The 22324-nt window shown below is 71.1% G+C and carries 16 protein-coding genes and 1 tRNA gene; 2 read left to right on the top strand and 15 right to left on the bottom strand.

The genetic code is table 11. From position 1 onward, the window contains the following. Nucleotides 1-29 precede the first annotated feature (29 nt). From thrB to argS, 5 genes are read right to left on the bottom strand one after another with little or no spacing between them, the layout of a single operon-like run. On the bottom strand, nucleotides 30-992 hold the full coding sequence (gene thrB / locus NR111_RS01905; RefSeq protein WP_154827846.1) for a homoserine kinase: 963 nt from the start codon (nucleotides 990-992) through the stop codon (nucleotides 30-32). Then, complete coding sequence (thrC, locus tag NR111_RS01910; protein WP_069389615.1) at nucleotides 989-2071, bottom strand: threonine synthase; 1083 nt, start codon at nucleotides 2069-2071, stop codon at nucleotides 989-991. Before thrC ends, thrB begins: the two co-directional genes overlap by 4 nt. Further along, the gene (locus NR111_RS01915; protein ID WP_067718363.1) at nucleotides 2068-3420 is read right to left on the bottom strand and encodes a homoserine dehydrogenase; all 1353 of its coding nucleotides are present in this window, start codon (nucleotides 3418-3420) and stop codon (nucleotides 2068-2070) included. Before NR111_RS01915 ends, thrC begins: the two co-directional genes overlap by 4 nt. Then, nucleotides 3417-4835, bottom strand: a complete 1419-nt coding sequence (gene lysA, locus NR111_RS01920; protein WP_256819690.1) for a diaminopimelate decarboxylase — start codon at nucleotides 4833-4835, stop codon at nucleotides 3417-3419. The genes NR111_RS01915 and lysA overlap by 4 nt, the downstream gene beginning before the upstream one ends. Next, nucleotides 4832-6484, bottom strand: coding sequence for an arginine--tRNA ligase (argS, locus tag NR111_RS01925; RefSeq protein WP_154827858.1), 1653 nt, complete (start codon nucleotides 6482-6484; stop codon nucleotides 4832-4834). Before argS ends, lysA begins: the two co-directional genes overlap by 4 nt. A 193-nt stretch (nucleotides 6485-6677) precedes the next feature. On the opposite strand from argS, the gene NR111_RS01930 reads away from it, so the two are divergent. Then, nucleotides 6678-6750 (top strand) — tRNA-Arg (locus tag NR111_RS01930). A 61-nt stretch (nucleotides 6751-6811) separates the two neighbouring features. On the opposite strand, the gene NR111_RS01935 is transcribed toward NR111_RS01930, so the two are convergent. The 5 genes from NR111_RS01935 to NR111_RS01955 all read right to left on the bottom strand — a co-directional run bounded on the left by NR111_RS01935 (nucleotide 6812) and on the right by NR111_RS01955 (nucleotide 14879). Then, nucleotides 6812-7291, bottom strand: a complete 480-nt coding sequence (locus tag NR111_RS01935; protein ID WP_067718370.1) for a MarR family winged helix-turn-helix transcriptional regulator — start codon at nucleotides 7289-7291, stop codon at nucleotides 6812-6814. A 76-nt stretch (nucleotides 7292-7367) separates the two neighbouring features. Next, complete coding sequence (locus NR111_RS01940) at nucleotides 7368-10004, bottom strand: AAA family ATPase (protein ID WP_067718373.1); 2637 nt, start codon at nucleotides 10002-10004, stop codon at nucleotides 7368-7370. After that, nucleotides 10001-11188 (bottom strand): metallophosphoesterase, encoded by a 1188-nt coding sequence (locus NR111_RS01945; protein ID WP_082924018.1) that lies wholly within the window; start codon nucleotides 11186-11188, stop codon nucleotides 10001-10003. Before NR111_RS01945 ends, NR111_RS01940 begins: the two co-directional genes overlap by 4 nt. A gap of 50 nt (nucleotides 11189-11238) precedes the next feature. Beyond that, nucleotides 11239-11877, bottom strand: coding sequence for a hypothetical protein (locus NR111_RS01950; protein WP_253702161.1), 639 nt, complete (start codon nucleotides 11875-11877; stop codon nucleotides 11239-11241). Between the two features lie 113 nt (nucleotides 11878-11990). Beyond that, nucleotides 11991-14879: a DEAD/DEAH box helicase gene (locus NR111_RS01955; protein ID WP_253702163.1), complete on the bottom strand. Its 2889-nt coding sequence runs from the start codon at nucleotides 14877-14879 to the stop codon at nucleotides 11991-11993. A 157-nt stretch (nucleotides 14880-15036) separates the two neighbouring features. Between NR111_RS01955 and NR111_RS01960 the strand changes: the two genes are divergently transcribed. Beyond that, entirely contained in the window at nucleotides 15037-15795 is a 759-nt protein-coding gene (locus tag NR111_RS01960; RefSeq protein WP_172812175.1) for an HNH endonuclease family protein, read from the top strand. 9 nt (nucleotides 15796-15804) lie between these two features. Here NR111_RS01960 and NR111_RS01965 read toward each other — a convergent pair whose 3' ends face one another. From NR111_RS01965 to NR111_RS01985, 5 genes are read right to left on the bottom strand one after another with little or no spacing between them, the layout of a single operon-like run. After that, nucleotides 15805-17838, bottom strand: coding sequence for a DEAD/DEAH box helicase (locus tag NR111_RS01965; protein ID WP_067718381.1), 2034 nt, complete (start codon nucleotides 17836-17838; stop codon nucleotides 15805-15807). A gap of 55 nt (nucleotides 17839-17893) precedes the next feature. After that, nucleotides 17894-19129: an MFS transporter gene (locus NR111_RS01970; RefSeq protein WP_067718383.1), complete on the bottom strand. Its 1236-nt coding sequence runs from the start codon at nucleotides 19127-19129 to the stop codon at nucleotides 17894-17896. Then, nucleotides 19126-20460 (bottom strand): M20/M25/M40 family metallo-hydrolase, encoded by a 1335-nt coding sequence (locus NR111_RS01975; RefSeq protein WP_256819699.1) that lies wholly within the window; start codon nucleotides 20458-20460, stop codon nucleotides 19126-19128. The genes NR111_RS01970 and NR111_RS01975 overlap by 4 nt, the downstream gene beginning before the upstream one ends. Further along, entirely contained in the window at nucleotides 20457-21653 is a 1197-nt protein-coding gene (locus NR111_RS01980; protein ID WP_256819701.1) for an alanine racemase, read from the bottom strand. Before NR111_RS01980 ends, NR111_RS01975 begins: the two co-directional genes overlap by 4 nt. After that, nucleotides 21646-22284, bottom strand: coding sequence for a TetR/AcrR family transcriptional regulator (locus NR111_RS01985; protein WP_067718391.1), 639 nt, complete (start codon nucleotides 22282-22284; stop codon nucleotides 21646-21648). The genes NR111_RS01980 and NR111_RS01985 overlap by 8 nt, the downstream gene beginning before the upstream one ends. Nucleotides 22285-22324: the final 40 nt, after the last annotated feature.

Consider the following 22324-nt stretch of genomic DNA (forward strand, 5'->3'; position numbering starts at 1 on the left):
CGGTCGACCGGGTGTCAGGCGAGCGGGTGTCAGTCGCCCGTCACGACCCGGGCACCGTCCGCGATCTGCAGGTCCAGCACCGTCCATCCCTGCGCCTCGGCCTCGGCGCGCAGGTCGGTCGGCAACCCGTCGGTGCCCAACACCAGCACGGTCGGGCCGGCGCCGGAGACCGTCGCCGCGAGACCCCGCTCACGCAGTCTGGTGACCCACTCGGTGGTGCCGACCAGGGCCGGGGCCCGGTAGGACTGGTGGAGCCGATCCTCGGTCGCGGCCAGCAGGAACTCCGGATGGGCCGCGAGCGCGACCGACATCAGCGCGGCGCGGCTCGCGTTGAAGGCCGCGTCCTCGTGCGGGACGGTCGCCGGGAGCAGGCCGCGGGTCTGCGCGGTCGACGACGTCTCGGACGGCACCAGAACGGTGGCGACGATCGAGGGATCCACCTCCATGCGGACCGCACGGTAGTGCACGCCGGTCGCCGAGCGCTCCGTCCACGACACCACGACCCCGCCGAGGACACTGGCCGCCGCGTTGTCCGGGTGGCCCTCGAACTCGCTCGAGAGCTGGACCAGGTGGTCGTTCGTCAGCACCCCGCCCATCAGACCGTTCGCCGCGACCAGTCCGCCGACCGCGGCGGACGCCGACGACCCGAGACCGCGGGAGTGCGGGATCGCGTTCCGGCAGGAGATCCGTACGCCCGGCACACCCACACCACCGGCACGCAGCCCGGCCTCGACGGCCTTGGCCACCAGGTGCGAGGCGTCCTCGGGGACCTGACCGGCGCCCTCCCCCGACACCTCCAGCTCGAGGCCGGAGTCGATCGTGGTCACCGTGATCGTGTCGTACAGCCCCAGGGCCACCCCGAGCGCGTCGAAACCCGGCCCGAGGTTCGCGCTGGACGCCGGTACCTCGATCGTGACCGTGCGCCCGACCGGCAGGATGTGCCCACCCGAGCTGCCGAAGACCTCCGGGCCGGGACCGCTCACCTCGCTCACTGCAGGCCGAGGGCGCCGGCGACGGCCGACGGATCCACCGGGATGGCCTCGACCTCGGGCATCCCCAGCAGGGCGGTGTCGGGGTCCTTGAGTCCGTTGCCGGTCACGGTGCACACGATGGTCTGTCCCGCCTCCAGCTCACCGCCCGCGTGCGCGTCGAGCAACCCCGCCACCGAGGCCGCGGAGGCGGGCTCGACATAGACGGCATCCTTGCCTGCGACCATGCGGTACGCCTCGAGGATCTGCTCGTCGGTGCGCTTGCGGAACGTCCCCCCGGACTCGTCGCGGGCGGTCACCGCGCCGTCCCACGACGCCGGGGAGCCGATCCGGATGGCGGTGGCGATGGTCTCGGGGTTCTTGACCGGGGCGCCGTCGACCAGCGGTGCGGCGCCGGCGGCCTGCACACCCATCATCCGCGGGCGGGACGAGATGATCCCGTCGGCGTGGTACTCGGTGTAACCCTTCCAGTACGCGGTGATGTTGCCCGCGTTGCCGACGGGCAGGAAGTGCAGGTCGGGGGCGCGCCCGAGAACATCGACGATCTCGAACGCCGCCGTCTTCTGTCCCTCGATCCGGACCGGGTTGACCGAGTTGACCAACCCGATCTCGGCGTAGGTGGCGGTGGTCTTGCGGGCCAACTCCAGGCAGTCGTCGAAGTTGCCGTCGACCTGGATGATGGTGGCCCCGTGCATCACGGCCTGGGCGAGCTTGCCGGCGGCGATCTTGCCCTGCGGGATGAGCACGGCGCACTCCATCCCGGCACGGGTGGCATAGGCGGCCGCCGATGCGGACGTGTTGCCAGTCGACGCGCAGAGGACGGCCTTCTGGCCGCGAGCCTTGGCATCCGTCACCGCCATCGTCATGCCCCGGTCCTTGAAGGATCCGGTCGGGTTGAGGCCCTCGACCTTGAGGTACACCTCGCAACCCGTCACGGCGGACAGGTGGGTCGCGCGAATGAGCGGGGTCCCGCCCTCGTAGAGCGTCACCGGCTCCCAGTCGTCCCCGATCGGGAGTCGGTCGCGGTAGGCCTCGATGAGGCCGGGCCACCGGCTGTGCACGGGCTGGTGGGTGTTGCTCATTCGGTGTCCACTCCCTCGAGACGGATGACGCTGGTGATGGCCGTGACGGCGTCCTGATCCGACAGTGCTGCCACGGTGTCGGAGAGCGCGCGCTCCGACGCCCGGTGGGTCAGGACGGTGAGCTCCGCGGAGGGCTCGACATCGTCGAGCTCGGTCTCCGGCAGTTCGACCTCGGTCTGTCGCACCTGTGCGATGGAGACGCCGTGCCGCGAGAACTCGGCGGCGACGAGCGCGAGCACGCCCGGCTTGTCGGCGACCCGCATGCGCACGTGATAGCGCGTCGAGATCTCGTCCATGGAGGCGACCGGAAGAGCGGCGTACGTCGACTCCCCCGGGGCGCGACCCGCACCGACCTTGTTGCGGGCGGCGGCGACCATGTCGCCCAGGACCGCGGAGGCGGTCGGGGAACCTCCCGCACCCTGACCGTAGAACATGAGTCGACCGGCGGCCTCCGCCTCGACGACGACGGCGTTGAACGCCCCGTTCACCGTGGCGAGCGGGTGGGTGTTGGGCAGCAGCGCCGGGTACACGCGCGCCGACACGGCCTCGGACCCGTCCGACTGGGTGAGCTTCTCGCAGATGGCGAGCAGCTTGATGGTGCAGTCCATGTCGCGGGCCGACTCGAAGTCGTCCGGCGAGATCCGCGAGATGCCCTCGCGGTAGACATCCCCGGCGGTGACGCGGCTGTGGAACGCGATCGACGCGAGGATGGCGGCCTTGGCGGCCGCGTCATACCCCTCGACATCGGCCGTGGGGTCGGCCTCGGCGTACCCGAGACGGGAGGCCTCCGCGAGGGTCTCCGAGTAGTCGGCCCCGGTCGAACCCATCTCCGAAAGGATGTAGTTGGTGGTGCCGTTGACGATCCCCAGCACGCGCTCCACCTGGTCGCCGGCCATCGATCGGCGCAGCGGGCCGATCACCGGGATAGCACCGGCCACGGCCGCCTCGAAGTACAGATCGGTGTGCGTGGAGTCGGCCACCGCCGCCAGTTCGTCCGTGTACTCCGCGAGCAGCGCCTTGTTGGCCGTCACCACGGCCTTGCCGTGACGCAGCGCCTCGAGGAGGAGCGGACGCGGCACGTCGATGCCGCCCATGAGCTCGACGACGACGTCGACGTCGTCGCGCGCGACCAACGACGACGGGTCCGCGGTGAGCAGGTCCGGATCGAGCCCGCGATCCTTGGTGAGATCGCGCACCGCCACGCCGCGGAGGGCCAGGGGCGCGCCGATGCGGGCCGCCAGTGCGTCGGCGTTCTCGGTCATGTAGCGGATGACCTCGGATCCGACGGTGCCCATCCCGAGCACCGCCACCCCCACGGGTCGCACGCCTGACGCGCTTGCGTCGCTCACTGTCCCACCTCCAGGCTCGTCAGATCGTCCAGGGTCTCACGGCGCAGCACCAATCGTGCCCGCCCGTCGCGCACCGCCACCACGGCGGGTCGCCCGATCATGTTGTATCGGCTCGACATGGAGTAGCAGTATGCGCCCGTGGCCGCGACGGCCACCAGGTCACCGCCACCCACGTCCTCCGGCATCCACAGGTCGCGCACCACCACGTCGCCGCTTTCGCAGTGTTTGCCGACCAGCCTGGACACCACCGGCTCGGCGTCTGACGAGCGTCCCACCAGCCGGGCGTCGTAGACGGCGTCGTACAGGGCCGTGCGGATGTTGTCACTCATCCCGCCGTCGACACTGATGTATCGCCGGTTCTCCCCGCCCGCGAGCTCGACGTCCTTGACCACGCCCACCTCGTACAGCGTGACCGTGCCCGGGCCGGCGATGGCACGACCGGGCTCGACGACCAGCGTCGGAGGGACGAGGCCGGCATCCCGGGCGAAACCCTCGACGATCTCCCGCAGGGACGCCGCCAACTGGGCCACCGGCGGCGGATCGTCCGACGAGACGTAGCTGATGCCGAGACCGCCGCCGAGATCGAGGTGGTCGAGCTGAGCTGTCCGCTCGGCGCCGAACTCGTCGACGATCTCGCGCAGCAGTCCGATCACCCGTCGCGCCGCGAGTTCGAACCCGTCGATGTCGAAGATCTGGGACCCGATGTGACTGTGCAGCCCGGTCAGCCGGATGTTCGGCGCGTCGAACACCGCGCGGACGGCCTGCATCGCCGCACCGCCCGCGAGCGAGAAGCCGAACTTCTGGTCCTCGTGGGCGGTCGCGATGAACTCGTGGGTGTGGGCCTCGACGCCGACCGTGACCCGGATGAACACGTCCTGGACGACGCCCTCCTCACCGGCGATCCGGTCGAGCATCTCGATCTCCGACATCGCGTCGATCACGACGTGGGCGACGCCACTGCGGACGGCCAGGCGCAGCTCGTCCGCTGACTTGTTGTTTCCGTGGACGGTGATCCGTTCGGGCGGGAACCCGGCCCTCAGCGCGATCGCGAGCTCGCCGCCCGAGGCGACGTCCAGCCCCAGCCCCTCCTCGGCGACCCAGCGAGCAGTCTCCGTGGTCAGGAACGCCTTGGATGCGTAGTGCACGCGGTCCGCCCCGCCGAACGCTTCCGCCATCTCGCGGCACCGGGAGCGGAAATCGTCCTCGTCGATCACGAACAGTGGCGTACCGAACTCCGCGGCGAGCTCGCTCGCGGTGACACCCGCGAACTTCACCACTCCGTCGTCGCGCCGGTCGGCACCGCGTGGCCACACGGAGGGCGCCAGTGCCATGACGTCGTTCGCGTCGGCGGGCCGCTCACCGATCCCCGGCGCGTGCGGGACCTCGTGCCGGGCCCCGGCGGGGTGGGCGCTCACATCTTCTCCGGTGCGCTGACGCCGATCAGGCGGAGGCCGTTCGCGAGGGTCTGCCGGGTGGCCGTACTCAACGCGAACCGGGCGGCGTGCAGCGGGCCCGGCTCCTCGTCACCCATCGGCAACACACGACAGGTGTCGTAGAAGCGGTGATACGCGGCGGCCAACTCCTCGAGGTAGCGCGCGATACGGTGGGGCTCGCGCAGGTCCGCGGCGCTGGCCACGACCCGGGGGAATTCACCGATGGTGCGGATGAGCGCACCCTCCCGGTCCTCGGTGAGCAGCGCCAGGTCCGCACCCTCGGGGGTGACCCCCAGATCGGCGGCGTTGCGCGCCAGGGAGCAGAGACGGGCGTGCGCGTACTGCACGTAGAAGACGGGGTTGTCGTTCGTCGCCGACGTCCACAGCGCCAGGTCGATGTCCATCGTCTGGTCGACCGAGGACCGGATCAGCGCGTACCGCGCGGCATCGACGCCGATGGCGTCGACGAGGTCGTCGAGCGTGATGACGGTTCCCGCCCGCTTGCTCATCTTGACCGGGGCGCCGTCCCTGACGAGGTTGACCATCTGACCGATGAGCACCTCGATCGTCGCCGGGTCATCGCCCAGGGCCGCTGCGGCGGCCTTGAGCCGGGCGATGTACCCGTGGTGGTCGGCTCCCAACATGTAGATGCACAGGTCGAAGCCGCGTTCGCGCTTGTCGAGGAAGTAGGCGATGTCACCGGCGATGTAGGCGGCGTCGCCGTCGGACTTGAGAACCACGCGGTCCTTGTCGTCACCGAACGCGGTGGACCGGAGCCACCAGGCGCCCTCGGATTCGTAGAGGTTCCCGTTGCCCTTGAGCGTCTCGATCGCGCGGTCCACCGCACCGGAGGTGAACATCGAGTTCTCGTGGGTGTAGACGTCGAAGACGGTTCCGAACTCGGCCAGCGAGTTCTTGATGTGGCTGAACATCAGGTCCACGCCGACCGCTCGGAACGTCTCGAGGGCCTCGGACTCCGGCTGCTCCAGCACGTCCGGGTGCTCGGCGACCACGTTCGACGCGATGTCCTGGATGTACGCCCCCGCGTAGCCGTCCTCGGGGGTCGCCTCGCCGCGAGCAGCCGCGGCCAGCGAACGGCTGAAGCGGTCGATCTGCGCACCGTGGTCGTTGAAGTAGTACTCACGCGTGACCGCTGCGCCGGAGGCCTCGAGCACACGACCGAGGGCGTCACCGACCGCCGCCCAGCGTGTTCCGCCCAGGTGGATGGGCCCGGTGGGGTTCGCGGAGACGAACTCCAGGTTCACCCGGCGGCCGGCCATCGCGTCCCCGTTGCCGTACTCCTCGCCCGCGGAGAGCACGGTGGCGACGAGCGAGCCCTGGGCCCCGGAATCGAGACGGATGTTGAGGAACCCCGGTCCCGCGATCTCGGCCGAGGCCACGCCCGGGTCGGCCACCAGCGCGGTCGCGAGATCCTGCGCCAGCTCGCGAGGGGCCGACCCCACCTTCTTGGCCAGTTGGAGAGCGATGTTCGTCGCGTAGTCCCCGTGCTCGGGGTTGCGCGGCCGCTCCACCGTCACCGACTCCGGAACGACCGACGTGTCGGCCCCGCGGTCGGCGAGAACGGAGATGAGGGCGGCGCGGATGACGGCGGCGAGATCGGCGGGAGTCACGTCTTCCTATCCTAGGTGTCGGCACGTCGCGGGGGGAATCGGACGTCTGTCCGGGCGACCCGTCCGAGCCCCGACGGGCCCGATGCGGCCCTGCCCGACCGCCGGTGCTACGATCAGTCTCGCTGTTCGAGCGATCCCCGCCAATGCGGGGCGTCCGCTGGAGCGGCCTCCGGCCCGTGAGGGTCGGTATCCCGCCCTCGTAGCTCAGGGGATAGAGCGTTGGTTTCCGGTACCAAAGGTCAGGGGTTCGATTCCCTTCGGGGGCACACGCAGGACGAGAAGGGCCCGGGCGATTGCCCGGGCCCTTCTCGTCTCTCCCGCTCCGCGTCAGGTGGGCCGGGTGATGCCGTCCACCTCACCGATGCGGTCGACGATTCGCTCGTAGATGTCGGTGAGTGCGAGTACCTCGTGCTCGGAGAGCACATCGATGAACAGCTCCCGGACCTTCTCGACGTGCTTGGGGGCCACTGACGCGATCGCCTGGGCGCCCGCCTCGGTGAGGGTGACGACGGTCCCGCGACCGTCCTCCGCGCATTCTCCCTTGGCCACCAGGCCGCGCCCCTCCATACGCCGGACCTGGTGAGAGACCCGGCTTCGGTCCCAGCCGAGCGCGGCGCCGAGTTCCCTCGCCCGGAGTCCCCGGTTGTCGGCCTCACTGAGGCTCACCAGAACCGAGTAATCGGATTGAGACATCGAGGCGTCCCGCTGGAGTTGGCGCTCCATGGCGAGTTCGAGCAGTTGGTTCACATCGCGGTACCGGCGCCACATGCGCTGCTCGTCATCGCTCAACCAGCGTGTCTCCGTCATGGGGCTATTACAGCACGACGACCCACTCGGCATTCCTCCACCATCGCTCCGGGGCGCCCGCCGCCGTCAACGGCGTTCACTCGCGATCGGTGCCAGACCTCTGCATGACGTGGGTGTGTGCGCCCCCGATGCCCGCGAACCGGGCGCGGTCGCACGTGAGCACGATGACCTGTGACGTCGCCGCAGCCGCGGCGATGACCGCTCCCATGGTGAGTCGGCGAGAGGGATCCGTATAGCCCATGGTGTCGTCGAGGAAAACGGGGACGCCGTCGTCGCCGACGAGTCGCGCACAGGCGATCCGGACGATCACCGCCAACTGCTCCCTGGCGCCCCCGGATAGCGATTCGTAGTCGACGGTCACATCCCCGACCCGCCTGGACAGGATGGTCAGATCCTCGCCGAGCCTGACGTCGAAGTCACGCCCGTACACGAGGGAACCGAGTTCGACGACCGCCCTGTGGAACGGGGCCTGGTACGCGAGCAGAGCCTCCGATCGACGCGCCGCGAGTGTGCGGTGGAGCAGGTCCGCCGCACGGGCTCGGCGCCACAGCGCTGCGTTCTCCCTCTCCGCCGCCTCGAGTTCGCGCTCGGCGGAAGCGACCCCCTCGAGCCGGCCCTGGTCGCCGATCGCGTTGACCCGGCCCATCGACGTGGCGACGGCAGCAGCCGATTCGCGTTCCTCGGCGGCCAGTGAAGACAGTGAGGCCCGGGCGTTGTCCAGCAGACCGGGCGGCGCGTCGGCGAGCGCCTCGTCCAGTTCCGCCTTCGCCTCGCGTGCCTTCTCACGGGCGGTCTCTGCCCGGAGGCGCGCCGCCCCCGCCTTCTCCTCGAGGCTGAGATCCGGGGTGGCGTCTCGCGCGGCCGACAGCGCCTCCCCGCACTCACCGTGCCGGCCGGCTGCCTCGTCTGCCAGTGCGATACGGGTCGCGTACTCGGTGCGGAGTGTTTCGGCCTCGGCGGATGCGGCACGATCCTCCGCCCTGCAGCGGACGACCGATTCCTCCGCGGCGGCGTACTCGGTCTCCGGATCGTCCTCCCCCTCCGCGACGGCTCCTCCTGCCCTCTCCTCCGCGACCTGGCCGGACGGCACGGTCCCGGCCGGGACCCGTGAGCGCAGGTCGTCCCGCCTCGCGGTGAGATCATCCGCCGTCTCGCCGCCGAGGAGGTCCGATCGCCGTCGACGCAGTGCCTCGATCTCGGCACGCAGCGCGCCCGCCCGCCGGGAGCGTTCCTCCGCCTCCGTGGGGTTCTCCACACCGAGCTCCGCGAGAAGGTGGTCCAGCCGGAGGCGAGCGGACTGCTCGTCCCGTCGGACGGAGTCCGTGTCACCCGCGGGGACGACAGTCAGCGATACCGTCCCGACCTCGAAGACCGTGTCCTCCACGATCTCGTGCGTCCACCCCGCAGAGGCGTCGAGGCCCTCCCCTCCGACCCGGAACTCGCCCTCCCCGGTGATCTCCACCCGGGGAGCACTGGCTGCGGACCGGATGACGGCCTCCCGCAGCGTCTCGTCCGCGCGGCGGATGGCGTCGACCGAGCCATCGGCGACGTCGACCGCGGCGAGCTCCGCCTCCTTGCGGCGCAGCTCGTCCCCCACCTCTGTCAGGGTCCCGAGGAGTCGTTCCAGGTGCTCGAGGTCCGCCCGCCTGCGGTCGCCCTCCTCGACCGCGCGTGCGGCATCGAGGCGCGTGCGGGCCCGGATCACTCGCTTCTCCGCCGCCTCCAGTTCGGCCCGCGCCCGACGGGCCCGCTGCTGGGCGGGTTCCAGCCTCTCGGCCGCGGTGGCGGCAGCCGCCCGCAGATCGGTCTCCCTCCGCTGTTCGGTCATCGCCCTGTCGATGAGTTCCCGACGCTCTCGTTGCTCGCGCAGCGCGGCGTCATGCGCGGCCACCGCCCGGTCGACCTCGGCATCGGCGGATGCGCTGACCCCTCTGAGGTCCGCGACTGCCCGGCCCGCGGCCTCGAGACGCCCGACTTCCTTCTCGAGCGTGGCGAGCGCGTCGAGTCGCGCGCGATGGACTGCGGACCGGGCTTCGTGGTCCGCGACCGCCGCGTCGAGTTCCGCGTGCCGGGCCCGTGCCTCGGACAGCGCGGCCCGCGCCTCGGTGAGCCGGGACTCCGACCGCGCCAGGTCGCCGGTCGGCTCGCCCCGCCGCGCAGTGAGATAGCGATTGCGTTCCTCGGCGACGCGCTCGACCAGCGAGTCGTCGCCGGTCGGGTCCTCACCGCCCGCCGCGGCGTCCAACGCGCGGCGGAGAGAGTCCATACCCTTGGCCGCGTCGACCTGGCCCAGAGGTTCGTCCTGGGCTATGCGCAGGGCGCGCCACAGTGACCTGTCGACCTGACGGTCCAACAGGTCGCGGACGAAGTCGTGGGCGTCGTCTCCCGCCATCGCCGTGCGTGCCGAACCCGGGAACTCGAGGGAGGTGCGTTTGCCGCGGACGAACTCCTTGCGGTAGCGCATCCGTTCGCCGTCGACGGAGAACTCGGCCTCCACCACCACGGGGACGTCCCTGCCGACAGGGCTGGCAGCCTTGATCTCGGCACGCCCGGACGAGGCCTTGTGCTCGAGCAGCATCTCCAAGGCGTCCATGAGGCTGGTCTTCCCCGACTCGTTGGGGCCCTCGATCACCAGCACCCCACGCGGGGGCAGGTCGACCTCCTCGCGCACCACCCCGCGGAAGTCCTCGATCATCAACCGGTGCAGGATCATCGCGTTCCCCCGTCCACGAGCCGGTACAGCAAGCTCAGGGCGTGCCCGGCGTCCTCGGCGTCCACCCCGCCGGTGGCCGCCATGTCGACGAGGTCCGCGACCGCGCGGCCCGCATACCCGTCCACGAGATCCGTGAAGTCCGAGTCCTCCGCGCGGACCACGAGGTGGGTGCGTGACTGGCGCAGGTACGCGGAGGCGAACACCGCGTCCCAGGTCTCCAGGAGCGCATCGATCCGCGCGCGCAGGGCCACCCCGACGGTGCCGGTCAGCCCGAGTTTCAGCACGGTGCGCGGCTTGTCCTGCACCGCCTCGATCCGCTCGGCGAGGGAGTCGAGGTCCCCGTCCGTATCGATCTCCGCGTCCACCGCCAGGAAGGACCACCGGCCCGTCGCCAGCGGGGTGACCTCGCACGCTCGCCTCTCCCCCGACGGACCTCTCCCACCGAGCTCGACCAGTAGGACGTTGCCGGAGTCCTTCTCCACGTCGTCGAAGTCCGTGGTCTCCGGACTCCCCGAGAACCAGATGCGCCCGCCGGAGCCCACGCGGGTGACCGAGTGCCTGTCCCCGAGCGCCACGTAGTCCAGGCGGCGGGACTCGATCGCCTCCTCCAGCGAAGCCACGGCGATCGCCTCGACCGACGGGGAGTGCCCGCCGTAGATCTCGTCGGTACCCCCGTGCGCCACGAGGACCCGCACGGAGTCAGTGGGTTCGAGAGACGCCAGAAGCGCCGGCAACCGCGAGGGGTCCGGACGCTTGGACGTCCACGGGACGCCGACCACCTCGACGCCGGGAACGACCTCGACCGGGCCCGAACCGTCGAGGACCACGACGACCCCGCCCTCGAGCGCCGGGGAGAAGTCCCTGCACCGGAACACCGAGGACGCGTCCAGTGGATCGTGATTGCCCGGCAGCACCAGCACCGGCACCGGTAACGCGGACAGGGCCTCGACCGCGCGGAGTACCACCGACCGGGGTACCGCGTTGTCCTCGAACACGTCGCCCGCGACCACCACGAACTGTGCCCCGTGTCGCTCGGCCAACCCACCGAGTGCCTCCACGGCCGCGAGCCTGTCCGCCGTGAAGACGGCCTGGGACTCGTCTCCGAGGAACCGCCGGGTCATACCGAGCTGCCAATCGGCTGAGTGGAGGAATCGGATGGCGTCGCCGTCCCGTGGGTTGGTCATGGCCGCATCGTAGGACGCGGGTCGGACACGCTACGCACCGGCGGCCCGCCTCACCGCGGCCGGTACCGGCCGAACGCGTCGAGGAAGTCCTCGAGGTCCGCCACCACCCGGAGTTGCTCGAGCGCGTCGTTGGTCGCCGCCGCGGCGAGCCTGCGGGTGACGGGCGCGTCCAGCAGGTCCTCGAGACCGGCCGGCCCGGGTGACGGCGACGCCGGCAGGATCGGCTCACCACCCCACAGCGTCTCCTCCACGTCGAAGGACACCTCGTCGTCGTCCCCTCCGCCCCGGAGGACGGCGCCGAGTTGCTCGGGTCGCAGGCCCCTGAGCTCGAACAACACCTCCGGCCGGGAGTCCCACCACTCGACCATGATGTAGGCGGCCGCCAGCACGTGTCGGCAGGGGCCGGGTTGCACCGGACAATGGCAGGTGAACGTGGTCGCCCCGTGCACCGCGGGCAGGAGGAGGAACCCGACGGTGTCGGAGAAGTCCCCGGCCAGGGCGCCGAGCACTCCCCGTTCCTCCCGCCTGAGGGCGATGCGCAGGGCGTCGGAGTCGGTGTCGTCGAGCGGGGCGAACGTGAACTCCACTGTGAAGGGTTCCGGTCTGCTCCCGTCGACGTCGATCCGGACGGACCGGCCCGAGTGGTGCAGGGAGAGGACCTTGCCCCTGCGGGCGTCCTGTCGTGCCATGTGGGCGTCACCCCGGGATACCCCGGATTCGATGTCACTCGCCCAGCGTCTGCTCCACATGTGTGCGCCGAACTGCCCGGCCCGGGACCTCGCCCGGATGCCCGCTTCGCCGCTCACGGTTCGTCCCGCCCCACGTCGGTGAACTCGACGAGTGCCGCCAGGTCCGCGTCCGCGAGCTCGGTCAGCGCGCCGGCCAACGGTCCCAGCGTCAACTCCGCGAGGTCCCGCTTGGCTTCGAGGAGTTCGTCGATACGGTCCTCGACCGTGCCCGGTGCGACGAGCGTGCGCACCTGGACCACCCGGGTCTGGCCGATGCGGTGGACCCGGTCGGTGGCCTGGTTCTCCACCGCCGGGTTCCACCAGCGATCCAGGTGTACGACGTGGTTGGCCTCGGTGAGGGTCAGTCCGGTCCCTCCCGCGCGTAGCGACGCGAGCATCACCGGTGGGCCGTGCGATGCCTGGAACTCCTCGACCATCTGAGCCCGTCCGGCCGCGGTGACCCCGCCGTGCAGGAACGGCACGGCGGTGGCGGCCCGACGCTCGAGTAGGGGCAGGATCAGATCGCCGAATGCCCGGTACTGGGTGAACAGCAGCACCTTCTCCCCCGCGTCGAGAATCTCGGTGAGGACCTCGTCGAGTGCGGCGAGTTTGCCCGAACGGTGGCGGCCGCCGCGCAGGAGTGCGGACCCGTCCCCGAGGTAGTGGGCGGGGTGGTTGCACACCTGTTTCAGGGCTGTGAGCCCCGAGAGGATGGCGCCCTTGCGGGCGGCCCCCTCGGACTCCTTGACCTGTTCCATCATGTCCTCGACGACCGCCCGGTACAGGGTCGCCTGCTCACGGGTCAGCGGCGAATCGACCCTGATGTGTTGCTTGTCCGGGAGATCGGCGACCACGCGGGGGTCGGATTTGAGGCGGCGCAGCACGAACGGTGCGGCGAGTGCCCGGAGCCTCGATGCCGCGGCCTCGTCACGGTGGGACTCGATGGGGATCGCGAACCGGGCACGGAAGGTGCTGGCCGAACCCAACATCCCCGGATTGGCGAAGTCCAGGACGGCGCGGAGCTCGTCCAACCGGTTCTCCACCGGTGTCCCTGTCAGCGCGATCCGGTGCTCCGCCGGGATCGAGACGACGGCGCGCGCGACCGAGGTGGAGGGGTTCTTGATGGTCTGGGCCTCGTCGGCGACCAACCGCCGCCAGGCCACCCGGGCGAGCAGTTCCGCGTCCCGGGACGCCGTCCCGTAGGAGGTCAGCACGAGGTCGGCGGCTCCGAGTAGTGTGGCCGCGTCGTCACCCCGTTCGCGGGCCGGTCCGTGATGGACGTGGACCCGCAGCTCCGGGGCGAACGTCGCCGACTCCCGGGCCCAGGTGGCCACCAGGGTGAGCGGCGCCACGACGAGAGTGGGGCCGGTCCGGCCCGCCGCGTGCTCGGACGCGGTGAGCGCGAGCACCTGCATGGTCTTGCCGAGCCCCATGTCATCGGCCAGCACGGCGCCGACATCGGCGCTGGACAGCGCGGTCAACCACCGCACCCCCTCCAGTTGGTACGGACGGAGCGTGGCGCGGAACCAGGGTGGGAGGTCGACCGGGATCGACGACGACGAGGGAATCCAGTCGATGGTCGTGGGCGCCTCCACCTCGACGCCCTCGCCTTCCTCGGACATCAGGGCGGCGACCAGTGCGGGTGCCGTGACCCGCCCCCCGCGCCGCGCGGCGAGGAAGCGGGCCGCCCGACGCAGTGCACCGGGGTCCGCCCGGACCCATTGTCCGCGGAGCTTGACCAGATCGGACGCGGCGTCGAGGAGCATCTGGGCCTCGGCGGGGTCGAGGGGGACGTCGTCGACGACCATCTCCCAGTTCACGTCCGCCAGCTGATCGAGCCCGAGCCGACGCCCCGAATCGACGTTCTCGGTGCCCGGCTCCGTGACCGCGACCCGGACGGCGGTCCGCACCCTGGTCCAGGCTCGCGGCAGGAGGATCTCGACACCTCTCCCCCGTAGTGCCTCCACCCCCTCGTCGACCAACTGCACCACCAGGTCGGTGGGCATCATCAGGTCCGGACTGCCGGCGGTGTGGGTGGCACGCCCCAGCGGTGGCCACGACCGGACCGCCCGGTCGACGACGTCGCGCACCGCGTCACCCACGGCCGACGTATCGGGCAGCTCGGTGAAGGGCCGAAGGGAATCGGTGCCCGTGCGCACCAGCGTCTCCAGCCGCCAGAGGATCTCCCCGGGCGCGGCGTGCCCGGCCCCGCCGTCGGAATCGCCCGGGCCCTCGTCGTCACCGCCGGTCGGCTCGACGATCCGGAACACCACCTCGACGTCCCGTGCCGCCGCCGCCCGTCCGAATTCGTCGATCGCTTCCGCCAACGCCTGGCCCCCGGACGTCACGCCCCCGCCCGTGATCAAGGCCGTGCCCAGGTCGCTCCGGCGATCGCCCGCCAGGGGCGCCAGGGCCATCCGAGCGTGCTGGTCCGCCAGGGCGGCGAGTAGTCGGTCGAGGTCCTCGCGGTTCGCCACCAGCCCGTGGCACCGGGACAGGCTCTCCGCTGCCCACGCCGACACCACGGGTGAGGCGGCGAGAGTCCATGACGCGTCCCATGCGCCCTCCGAACGGCCGAGGACGGGGACGACGTGCCCCGCACGCACGAAGGCGGCCACGCCCGACGAGAGTGCCGCGAGGGCCCGCAGCCCGGATCCGACCCAGTGGTCGGTGGCGTCGACCATCCCGGACAGATCCACCGCCGCGCCGACCGAGACCCGGATCCCCGGCACCGTCGCGGTCCGGACCCGGCCCTCGACCGGGGCACGAACCCCGATCCGGTGCGTCAGCGAGTAGCGCTCCAGGAACCGGATCACCTCCGGCGGGGCTCCGGCCCGGCCCACAGCCGTGACCTCGGCGGCGGGGGCGATCGATTCCGGCCTACGCAATCCCGTCTCGCACCACAACCCCACGACCCCGGACTGCCACACGGCGTGTAGTCGGGGTGCGGCGGTCGGGGTCACGTGCACATGTAAGCACGCCGGTCCGACAGCGGGCCCGCGTGCTCCCCTGAGAGCTACAGGCGAGGCCGCTGTCCACAGGCGCGCACCTGTCCACAGTCCCGCCCTGCCGACCCCGTCGGCGGGCGCGACCCGACGACCCCCGCGTCAGACTCGATGCGTGAGCCATGATCCCCGTACCCGGAGGCGCCCGCTTGCTGGCCGAGTCGTGCCGCCGCCCGCACCCCGGGCGCTCGCCCTGGCCCTCGTCGTGCTCGGCGTGCTCGCCGCCGTGTGGTGGTCCGGCCAACCGCCCCGCTCCGTCCCGGGCAGCCCACCGCGGGAAGCGGTGGGGGCACTGCTCGACGCGGTCGAGGTGGTGGAGTCGCGGAACCCCGCTCCCGGGTACGAGCGGGACTGCTCGGGGGCGTCCGCGTGCGTGTTCGGCCCGGCCTGGAGTGACACCACCGGGGCGCCGGGGTCCCGAAACGGGTGCTCCACCCGTCACGATGTCCTGGCCCGCGACCTCGTCGGCGGCACCAGGACGCCCGGGGCACGGTGCGAGGTGTCTGGCGGAGTCCTGACCGATCCGTACACCGGCAGGCTCGTCGACGTGGGCACCACGGGGGTGCGCGGCATCCACGTCGACCACGTCTACCCGCTCTCCGCGGCGTGGGACCTGGGCGCGTGGTCGTGGCCGGCCGGGCGACGTGCCGCGTTCGCCAACGACGTCGACCGGAACCTGCTCGCCGTCGCAGCGTCGGTCAACACCGGCAAGAGCGACTCGACCCCGGCGGACTGGCTACCCCCGGATCCCGGTCGACACTGCTTCTACGCCTCCCGGTACCTCACCGCGGCCATCGCCTACGGCCTGCCGGTGACGAGGGCCGATCATGACGCTCTCGCGGGCGCGATCCGGCGGTGCCCGCCCGGCCCGTAAGGCCCGGCGTCAGTGGCGGTCCGGGCCCCCGCCGGAACGCCCGCGGAAGCCACCACCGCGGCGGTCGTCGTCACCGCGGCGGAAGCCCCCACGGTCGTCGCGCTTCTCGTCACGGCCGCCGCGCCGGTCACCACGGTCACCACGGTCATCGCGTCGGGGTCCGCCGCCACGCGGCTTGCCGCCCCTGTCGTCCCGGAACGACGACGGACGACCCGACGGAGCGCCGGAGTCGGGGCGGATGTCGATCTCGGAACCCCCGACCCGGATTCCCTTCATCGAGTTGAGCTGGTCCGCGGGGAGATCCGCCGGCAGCTCGACGATCGAGTGGTCGAACCGGATCGAGATGCGTCCGATGTCACCGCCCCGGAGCCCGGCCTCGTTGGCCAGGGCGCCCATGATCGAGCCGGGCTTGACGTTGTTCCGCTTACCCACGGCGATCCGGTACTGCCCCATGTTCTTCCCCGACCGCGACGGACGCGGCCCGTCCGAGAAGTCGCGTGCCGGCCGCTCGCGACGGTCGTCCCGGCGCGGCGGGCGCTCGGGCTCCCGCATGAGGAAGTCGTCCGAGTTCCGCGACTGGGTCGCCAGAGCGGCGGCGATGTCGGACATCGAGACCGAGTGCTCGGAGGCGTACTCCTCCACCAGTCGGCGGAAGAGCGCGATGCTCGGGTCCTCGAGGCTCTCGGTGATCGACTGTGCGAACTTGGCCATCCGCATCTCGTTGACGTCGTCCACGCTCGGGAGCTGGATCTCGGTCAACGGTTGGCGGGTGGCCCGCTCGATCTGGGAGAGGAGCCGGCGCTCGCGCGGGGTGACGAAGAGCAGCGCCTCACCGCTCCTACCGGCGCGACCGGTCCGGCCGATCCGGTGGATGTAGGACTCGGTGTCGTGCGGGATATCGTAGTTGACGACATGGCTGATCCGGGGGACGTCGAGACCCCGGGCGGCCACGTCGGTGGCGACGAGGATGTCCGTGCGACCGTCCTTCAGCGCCTCGATCGTGCGCTCACGCAGGTTCTGCGGGATGTCGCCGTTGATGGGCGCGGCGGAGAACCCCCGTGCACGGAGTCGCTCTGCCAGCTCCTCGGTGGCGGACTTCGTCCGGACGAACAGGATCATCGCGTCGAAGTCCTCGACCTCGAAGATCCTCGTCAGAGCGTCGAGCTTGTCCCGGTGGTTGACCAGGACGTAGCGCTGCGTGATGTTCGGCGCGGTCGACGTCTTCGACGCCACCTTCACCTCGGTCGGATTGGTGAGGTACTTCTGCGAGATCCGCCGGATGGCGGCGGGCATGGTCGCCGAGAACAGGGCCACCTGGGTCGTCTCCGGGGTGTCCGACAGGATCCGCTCGACGTCCTCCTGGAACCCCATCGCGAGCATCTCGTCGGCCTCGTCCAGGACGAGGTGCCGCAGACCCGACAGGTCCAACGTGCCCTTCTTCAGGTGGTCGATCACACGCCCCGGGGTGCCGACGATGATCTGCGCACCGCGCCGCAGCCCCGAGAGCTGGATGCCGTAGGCCTGCCCGCCGTAGATGGGCAGGACGTTCACCTGCGGCATGTTCGCCGAGTACGTGACACAGGCCTCGGCGACCTGGAGGGCGAGCTCTCGGGTCGGCGCCAGGATGAGGGCCTGGGGGCTCTTCACCGCCGGGTCGATCAGCGACAGGATGGGCAGCGCGAACGCGGCGGTCTTACCGGTGCCGGTCTGTGCCAGGCCGACCACGTCACGCCCCTCGAGGACCAGCGGGATCGTCGCGGCCTGGATGGCGGAGGGGACTTCGTAACCCACGTCCCTGACCGCCTGCGCGACCGCGGGGGCCAGCCCCATGTCGGCGAACGTCACCTCGGGCTCGTCCTCACCGCCGGCTGCAGGGGCGGCGGCGCCGGTGCGCGCGGGCGCGGCCGTGTCCGCAGCGCCGTTGTCCGCGGCGCCATTGTTCGCGGCGCCGTTGTCCGCGGCGGAGGCTGGTTCGGGATTGCTGGCGTCGGTGTCGACCTCGTCGCCGGCGGTGGCGGTACGGTCCTCGTCGTTGTTCTCCATGAGGTTTTACATTCTACGGCGTCAGGGGGCTGTTGAGCGACACGGCTGCCGCAGGTCACTCCCCCGTGGTCACCGGGTTCGTGGCCTCACGGGTCTCCTCGGCGATGATCCACGGGATCGCGGCCCCCAATAGGAGCACGCCGGACACCGCGAACCCCGCCTTGTAGCCCAGCAGGTCCACCACCAGCCCCACCACGACCGGTCCCAGGATCGCTCCGGAGTCGCTGGCCATCTGGAAGGTGGCGAGGACCTTGCCGCCTGCCCGGTCCGCGCCGATCACGTCCGCGACAGCGGCCTGTTGCGACGGGTTGAGGATCCCGGCGCCCATCCCGGCGATGACCGAGGCCGCCACGAGCAACGGCACGGTGTCACACCAGCCCAGGACGAGGGTGGTGACGCCGGAGATCACCAGACCCAGGATCACCATCGGACGTCGCCCGTACCTGTCGGACAACCACCCGGCCGCGGAGACCACCGAGGCGGTCCCCACCGCGAACGACGCCAGCGCGGTGCCGGCGATACCGGCGCCGGCATCGAAGTTGGCCGCGGCGAACAGCGGGACGATGGCGACCCGCACACCGAACGAGGTCCACCCGTTGACGAAGCTGGAGATCAGCGCGGCGCGGTACCCGCTGTGCCGTAGCGCCTCGGCGACCGGGAGGGGTTCCTGCTCGGGGGACCCGTCGTCGGGTGAGGGCCGTCGGCCCCCGCGGAGGAAGACCGCCACCACGCCGGTCGCCACCAGCAGCGTGCCGGCGTAGACGAAGAACGGGATGCGCATGCCGAAGCCCGCCAACAATCCGCCCAGAACCGGACCGCCGATATTGCCGATGAGGAACGCGGTCGCGTACAGGCCGGCGATCCGTCCCCGGGCGCCGGGCGGGGACAATCTGGTGAGCAGGGCCATCGCGGAGATCGTGAACATCGTCGACCCGAGACCGCCGAGACCGCGGAAGACCAGGAGCTGCCAGTAGTTCTGCGCCAGCCCGGTCGCCAACGTGGAGACCACCACGATGAGGAGACCGGACATGTAGACCCACCGCTCGCCGAGTTTGTCGACGAGGAACCCACCGGCCGGCGCGAACACCAACCTGAAGAACGCGAATGCGCTGACGATGACCGACGCCGCCGTGACCGACACGTCGAAGCTGCGGGCGAACTGCGGCAGCACCGGGGCGACCAGACCGTAGCCGATCGCCACGGCGAACGCGGCCGCGACGAGGACCCAGACGTCCGCGGGCAGGCGGGTCCGCGCAGACGGCGTCGGATGTCCGGTGAGCGCGCCCCTCACGCGGATCGGAGCACTCGGGCGAGCACGTCGGCACCGAAATGCAGTGCGTCCACCGGTACCCGCTCGTCCACGGCGTGGAAATGGCCGAAGACGTCGAACTCGTCGGGCACGCGCAGTGGGACGAACCCGTAGCCGTCGATCCCGAGCGGGGCCAGATGCTTGTTGTCCGTGCTGGCGGGCAACAGGTACGGCAGGACCATGGCATCGGGGTCGGATTGCCTGACGGCCTCGCGGATCACCTCCACGAACGGGGCGTCGGCCGGTGCGGCGATCGGTGGTTCCCAGATCCACTCGACCGTCACGTCGGGGCCGAGCTCCTGCTCGATCTCGGCACGGAACGTGTCCTCACCTCCGGGGAGTACTCTGCAGTCGATCTCCGCGCGTGCCTCGGTGGGGATGACGTTGGTCTTGTACCCGGCGGACAGGACCGTCGGTGAGGCGGTGTGGGACAGCGAGGCGGAGACGAGGGGCCCGAAGTGCCCGAGGACCTCGAGCCGATCCGGCAGTTCGGCGACCTCGCCGCTTCCTCCGGCCAGCCGACCGACCGCCGCGGCCAGCGCGGTGTTTGCCTCGGTCGGCTGCACCGGAAAGTCGAGATCGGCCACGCGATGAACCGCCCCGGCGATCGCGGCGACGGCGTTGTCCCCGGTCGGGCGGGACGCGTGTGCGGCGGTCCCGTGTGCGGTCACCGTGGCCCAGGCGACGCCCTTCTCGGCGACGGCGATCGGGTAGAGGCGGCGGCCGTCGACCGGTACCGACCAGCCCCCGACCTCGCTGAGCGCCTGGGTCATGCCGTCGAAGATCTCGGGCCGCTCCCGGACCACCCACTTGGCACCCATGATCCCCGCGGCCTCCTCATCCGCGAAGAACGCGAGCAGCAGCGGCCGCCGGGGCAGGATCCCCTCCCGGCGGTAGTGGCGGACCACCGCGAGCATCATGCCGATCATGTTCTTCATGTCGACGGTGCCTCGTCCGTAGAGCCAGCCGTCGCGGATCTCACCGGCGAACGGCGGGACGGTCCAGTCCTCGGCGACTGCGGGGACGACGTCGACGTGTCCGTGCACGACCAGTCCGCCCGCGTCCGGGTCGGCTCCCTCGACCCGGGCGAACAGGCTCCCTCGTCCGGGAACAGACTCCACGAGTTCGCTGGAGATGCCGACCTCGTCGAGGTACTCGGCGATCCGGCGGCACACCCTCGTCTCGCCGTCGCCGATCGTCGCGGGGTCACCGGTGTTGGTCGAGTCGATCGACACGAGGTCCGCCGTGATCGCGACGGCCTCGGCATGCATCCGCTCCCGCGCCTGCCCGGACATCTGCTGGGCGTCGGTCATCCGAAACACTTCCCTTCACCACGGTAGGTGGGCCAGCGATCCACCACGACGGGCCCGTCAGCAGTCTCGTCCACCACGTGGAGAGTGTCGAACCGCTCGCACAGTTCCCCCGCCTTCGCGTGACGCCACCATGCGCTCTCGCCGATGGCCACCTGCCCCCGCACGGGCGTCTGGACCTCTCCGGCCCCCTCCCGACCGAGGTATCGCAACCCCGCCGGGGCGGCGGGCACCGGGAGCCGGTCGCGCCCCGGGACGCCGGACGCGACGTATCCCCCGTACAGGAACGTGGTGAGACCACGGGCCGGCGTCCGCACGGCGGGCAGTGCGAACAGCAGCGCCGGCCGCGGGGTGAAGGTCCGATAGGCGTCGAACAGCCCCGGCACGTACAGTCCCGATCCCGCGGTGACCTCGGTGACGGCGGGCGCTCCGGCGCTCTCGGCGACGGACCCGGATCCCCCGGAGTTGATGATCTCCGGCGGTGTCCCGGTGATCGACTCGATCGTGGACGCCACCGCCGGTCGCACATCCCGCAGCCGCCGCATCGAGAGCCGTTTGACGACGCCGATCCCCGGCACGTCATCGGGCACCCCGGCCACCTGCGCCTCGTAGAACATCGCGCCCACCACGCGGAAGCCGGTGGCGACGGCCCGCCGTACCAGCGGCTCGACGTCGTCCGGTCCGCGTAGCGGGGAGCGGCGCACGCCCAGGTGGACGGGCCCCAGCCGGAGGGAGCAGTCGACGTCGATGCACACCCGCGCCCCGGACGCCCCCGCCTCCCGTGCGATCTCCAGCTGGCGCGGATGGTCGATCATGAGTGTCACGCAGTCCAGCGCCTGCGGATCTGCTCCGAGGCGTCCCAGGGCCGAGCGGTCGACGGTGGGGTACCCCATCAGGACGTCGTCGCACCCCGACTCCACCAACCACAACGCCTCGTCCAGCGAGTAGGCCATGATCCCGCGGACGGAGTCGTCGCCGCGCAGCCGGTCGCCGAGCACCTCCCGCAGCACGCCTCGGGATCTCACGGACTTGCTCGCCACCCGGATCCTGGTGCCCCCTGCCCGGCGGCGTAGGTCGTCCACGTTCGCCCGCAGACTCGGCAGGTGCAGAGCGGCGAGGGGCGCGTCGAGGCCCGCGGTCGCGACCCGGAGCGAGTCGACGACCACGGGGAGGCCGTCCGCCTCCCTGCTAGGCACCGTCGACCGGTCGCGCGTCCCGTACGACGAGGTCGACCGCCCGGTGGAGGAGGTCGTTGGCCTCGTCGTCGTTCCGGTAGATCTGCCACCGCAGGCTGATGCCGGTGATGATCGACAGGACGACGCGCACCATGTCGTCGAGGCCCATCGCCCACTGCACGTCGGCGGACTGCGCCGTGCGCTCGAGCACCGAACGCACTATTGCCTCGTTGGATTCCTGCTGGTCGCGGGCCAGGCCGACTTCGGGCAGCCCGTGGGTCCTCAACGAGTACGACACGATCTCGTAGGTGAGGAGCTGCCGGTCGGGCGATGCGGAGATCACCGCCCAGATCAGGTCGATCGCCTCGTACAGCCGTCGCCGCAGGCCCTCGGTGCCCCGGATCCCGGAATCGAAGTCAACGCTCACGAAGGCCCGGGCGGCCTGGTGGACCTCCGAGTTGACGGCGCCGATGACCTCGCGGAGAAGCTCTTCCTTATCCGTGTAGCAGTAGTGGACGACCCCCAGCGACACGCCCGCCCGTTCGGCCACGCCGCGGACGGTCACCGCACCCAGTCCGTCGTGTTCGGCGATCTCAAGGGCGGCCTGGAGGAGCTGCGCCCGGCGCTGATCGGCAGGAAGTCGTCTGGTCACGCGTCCATGGTACGACGACGACGTGGACGTGCACACCGTT

Source organism: Dietzia sp. Die43, from assembly GCF_024519835.1.
GTDB classification, from domain to species: Bacteria; Actinomycetota; Actinomycetes; order Mycobacteriales; family Mycobacteriaceae; genus Dietzia; species Dietzia kunjamensis.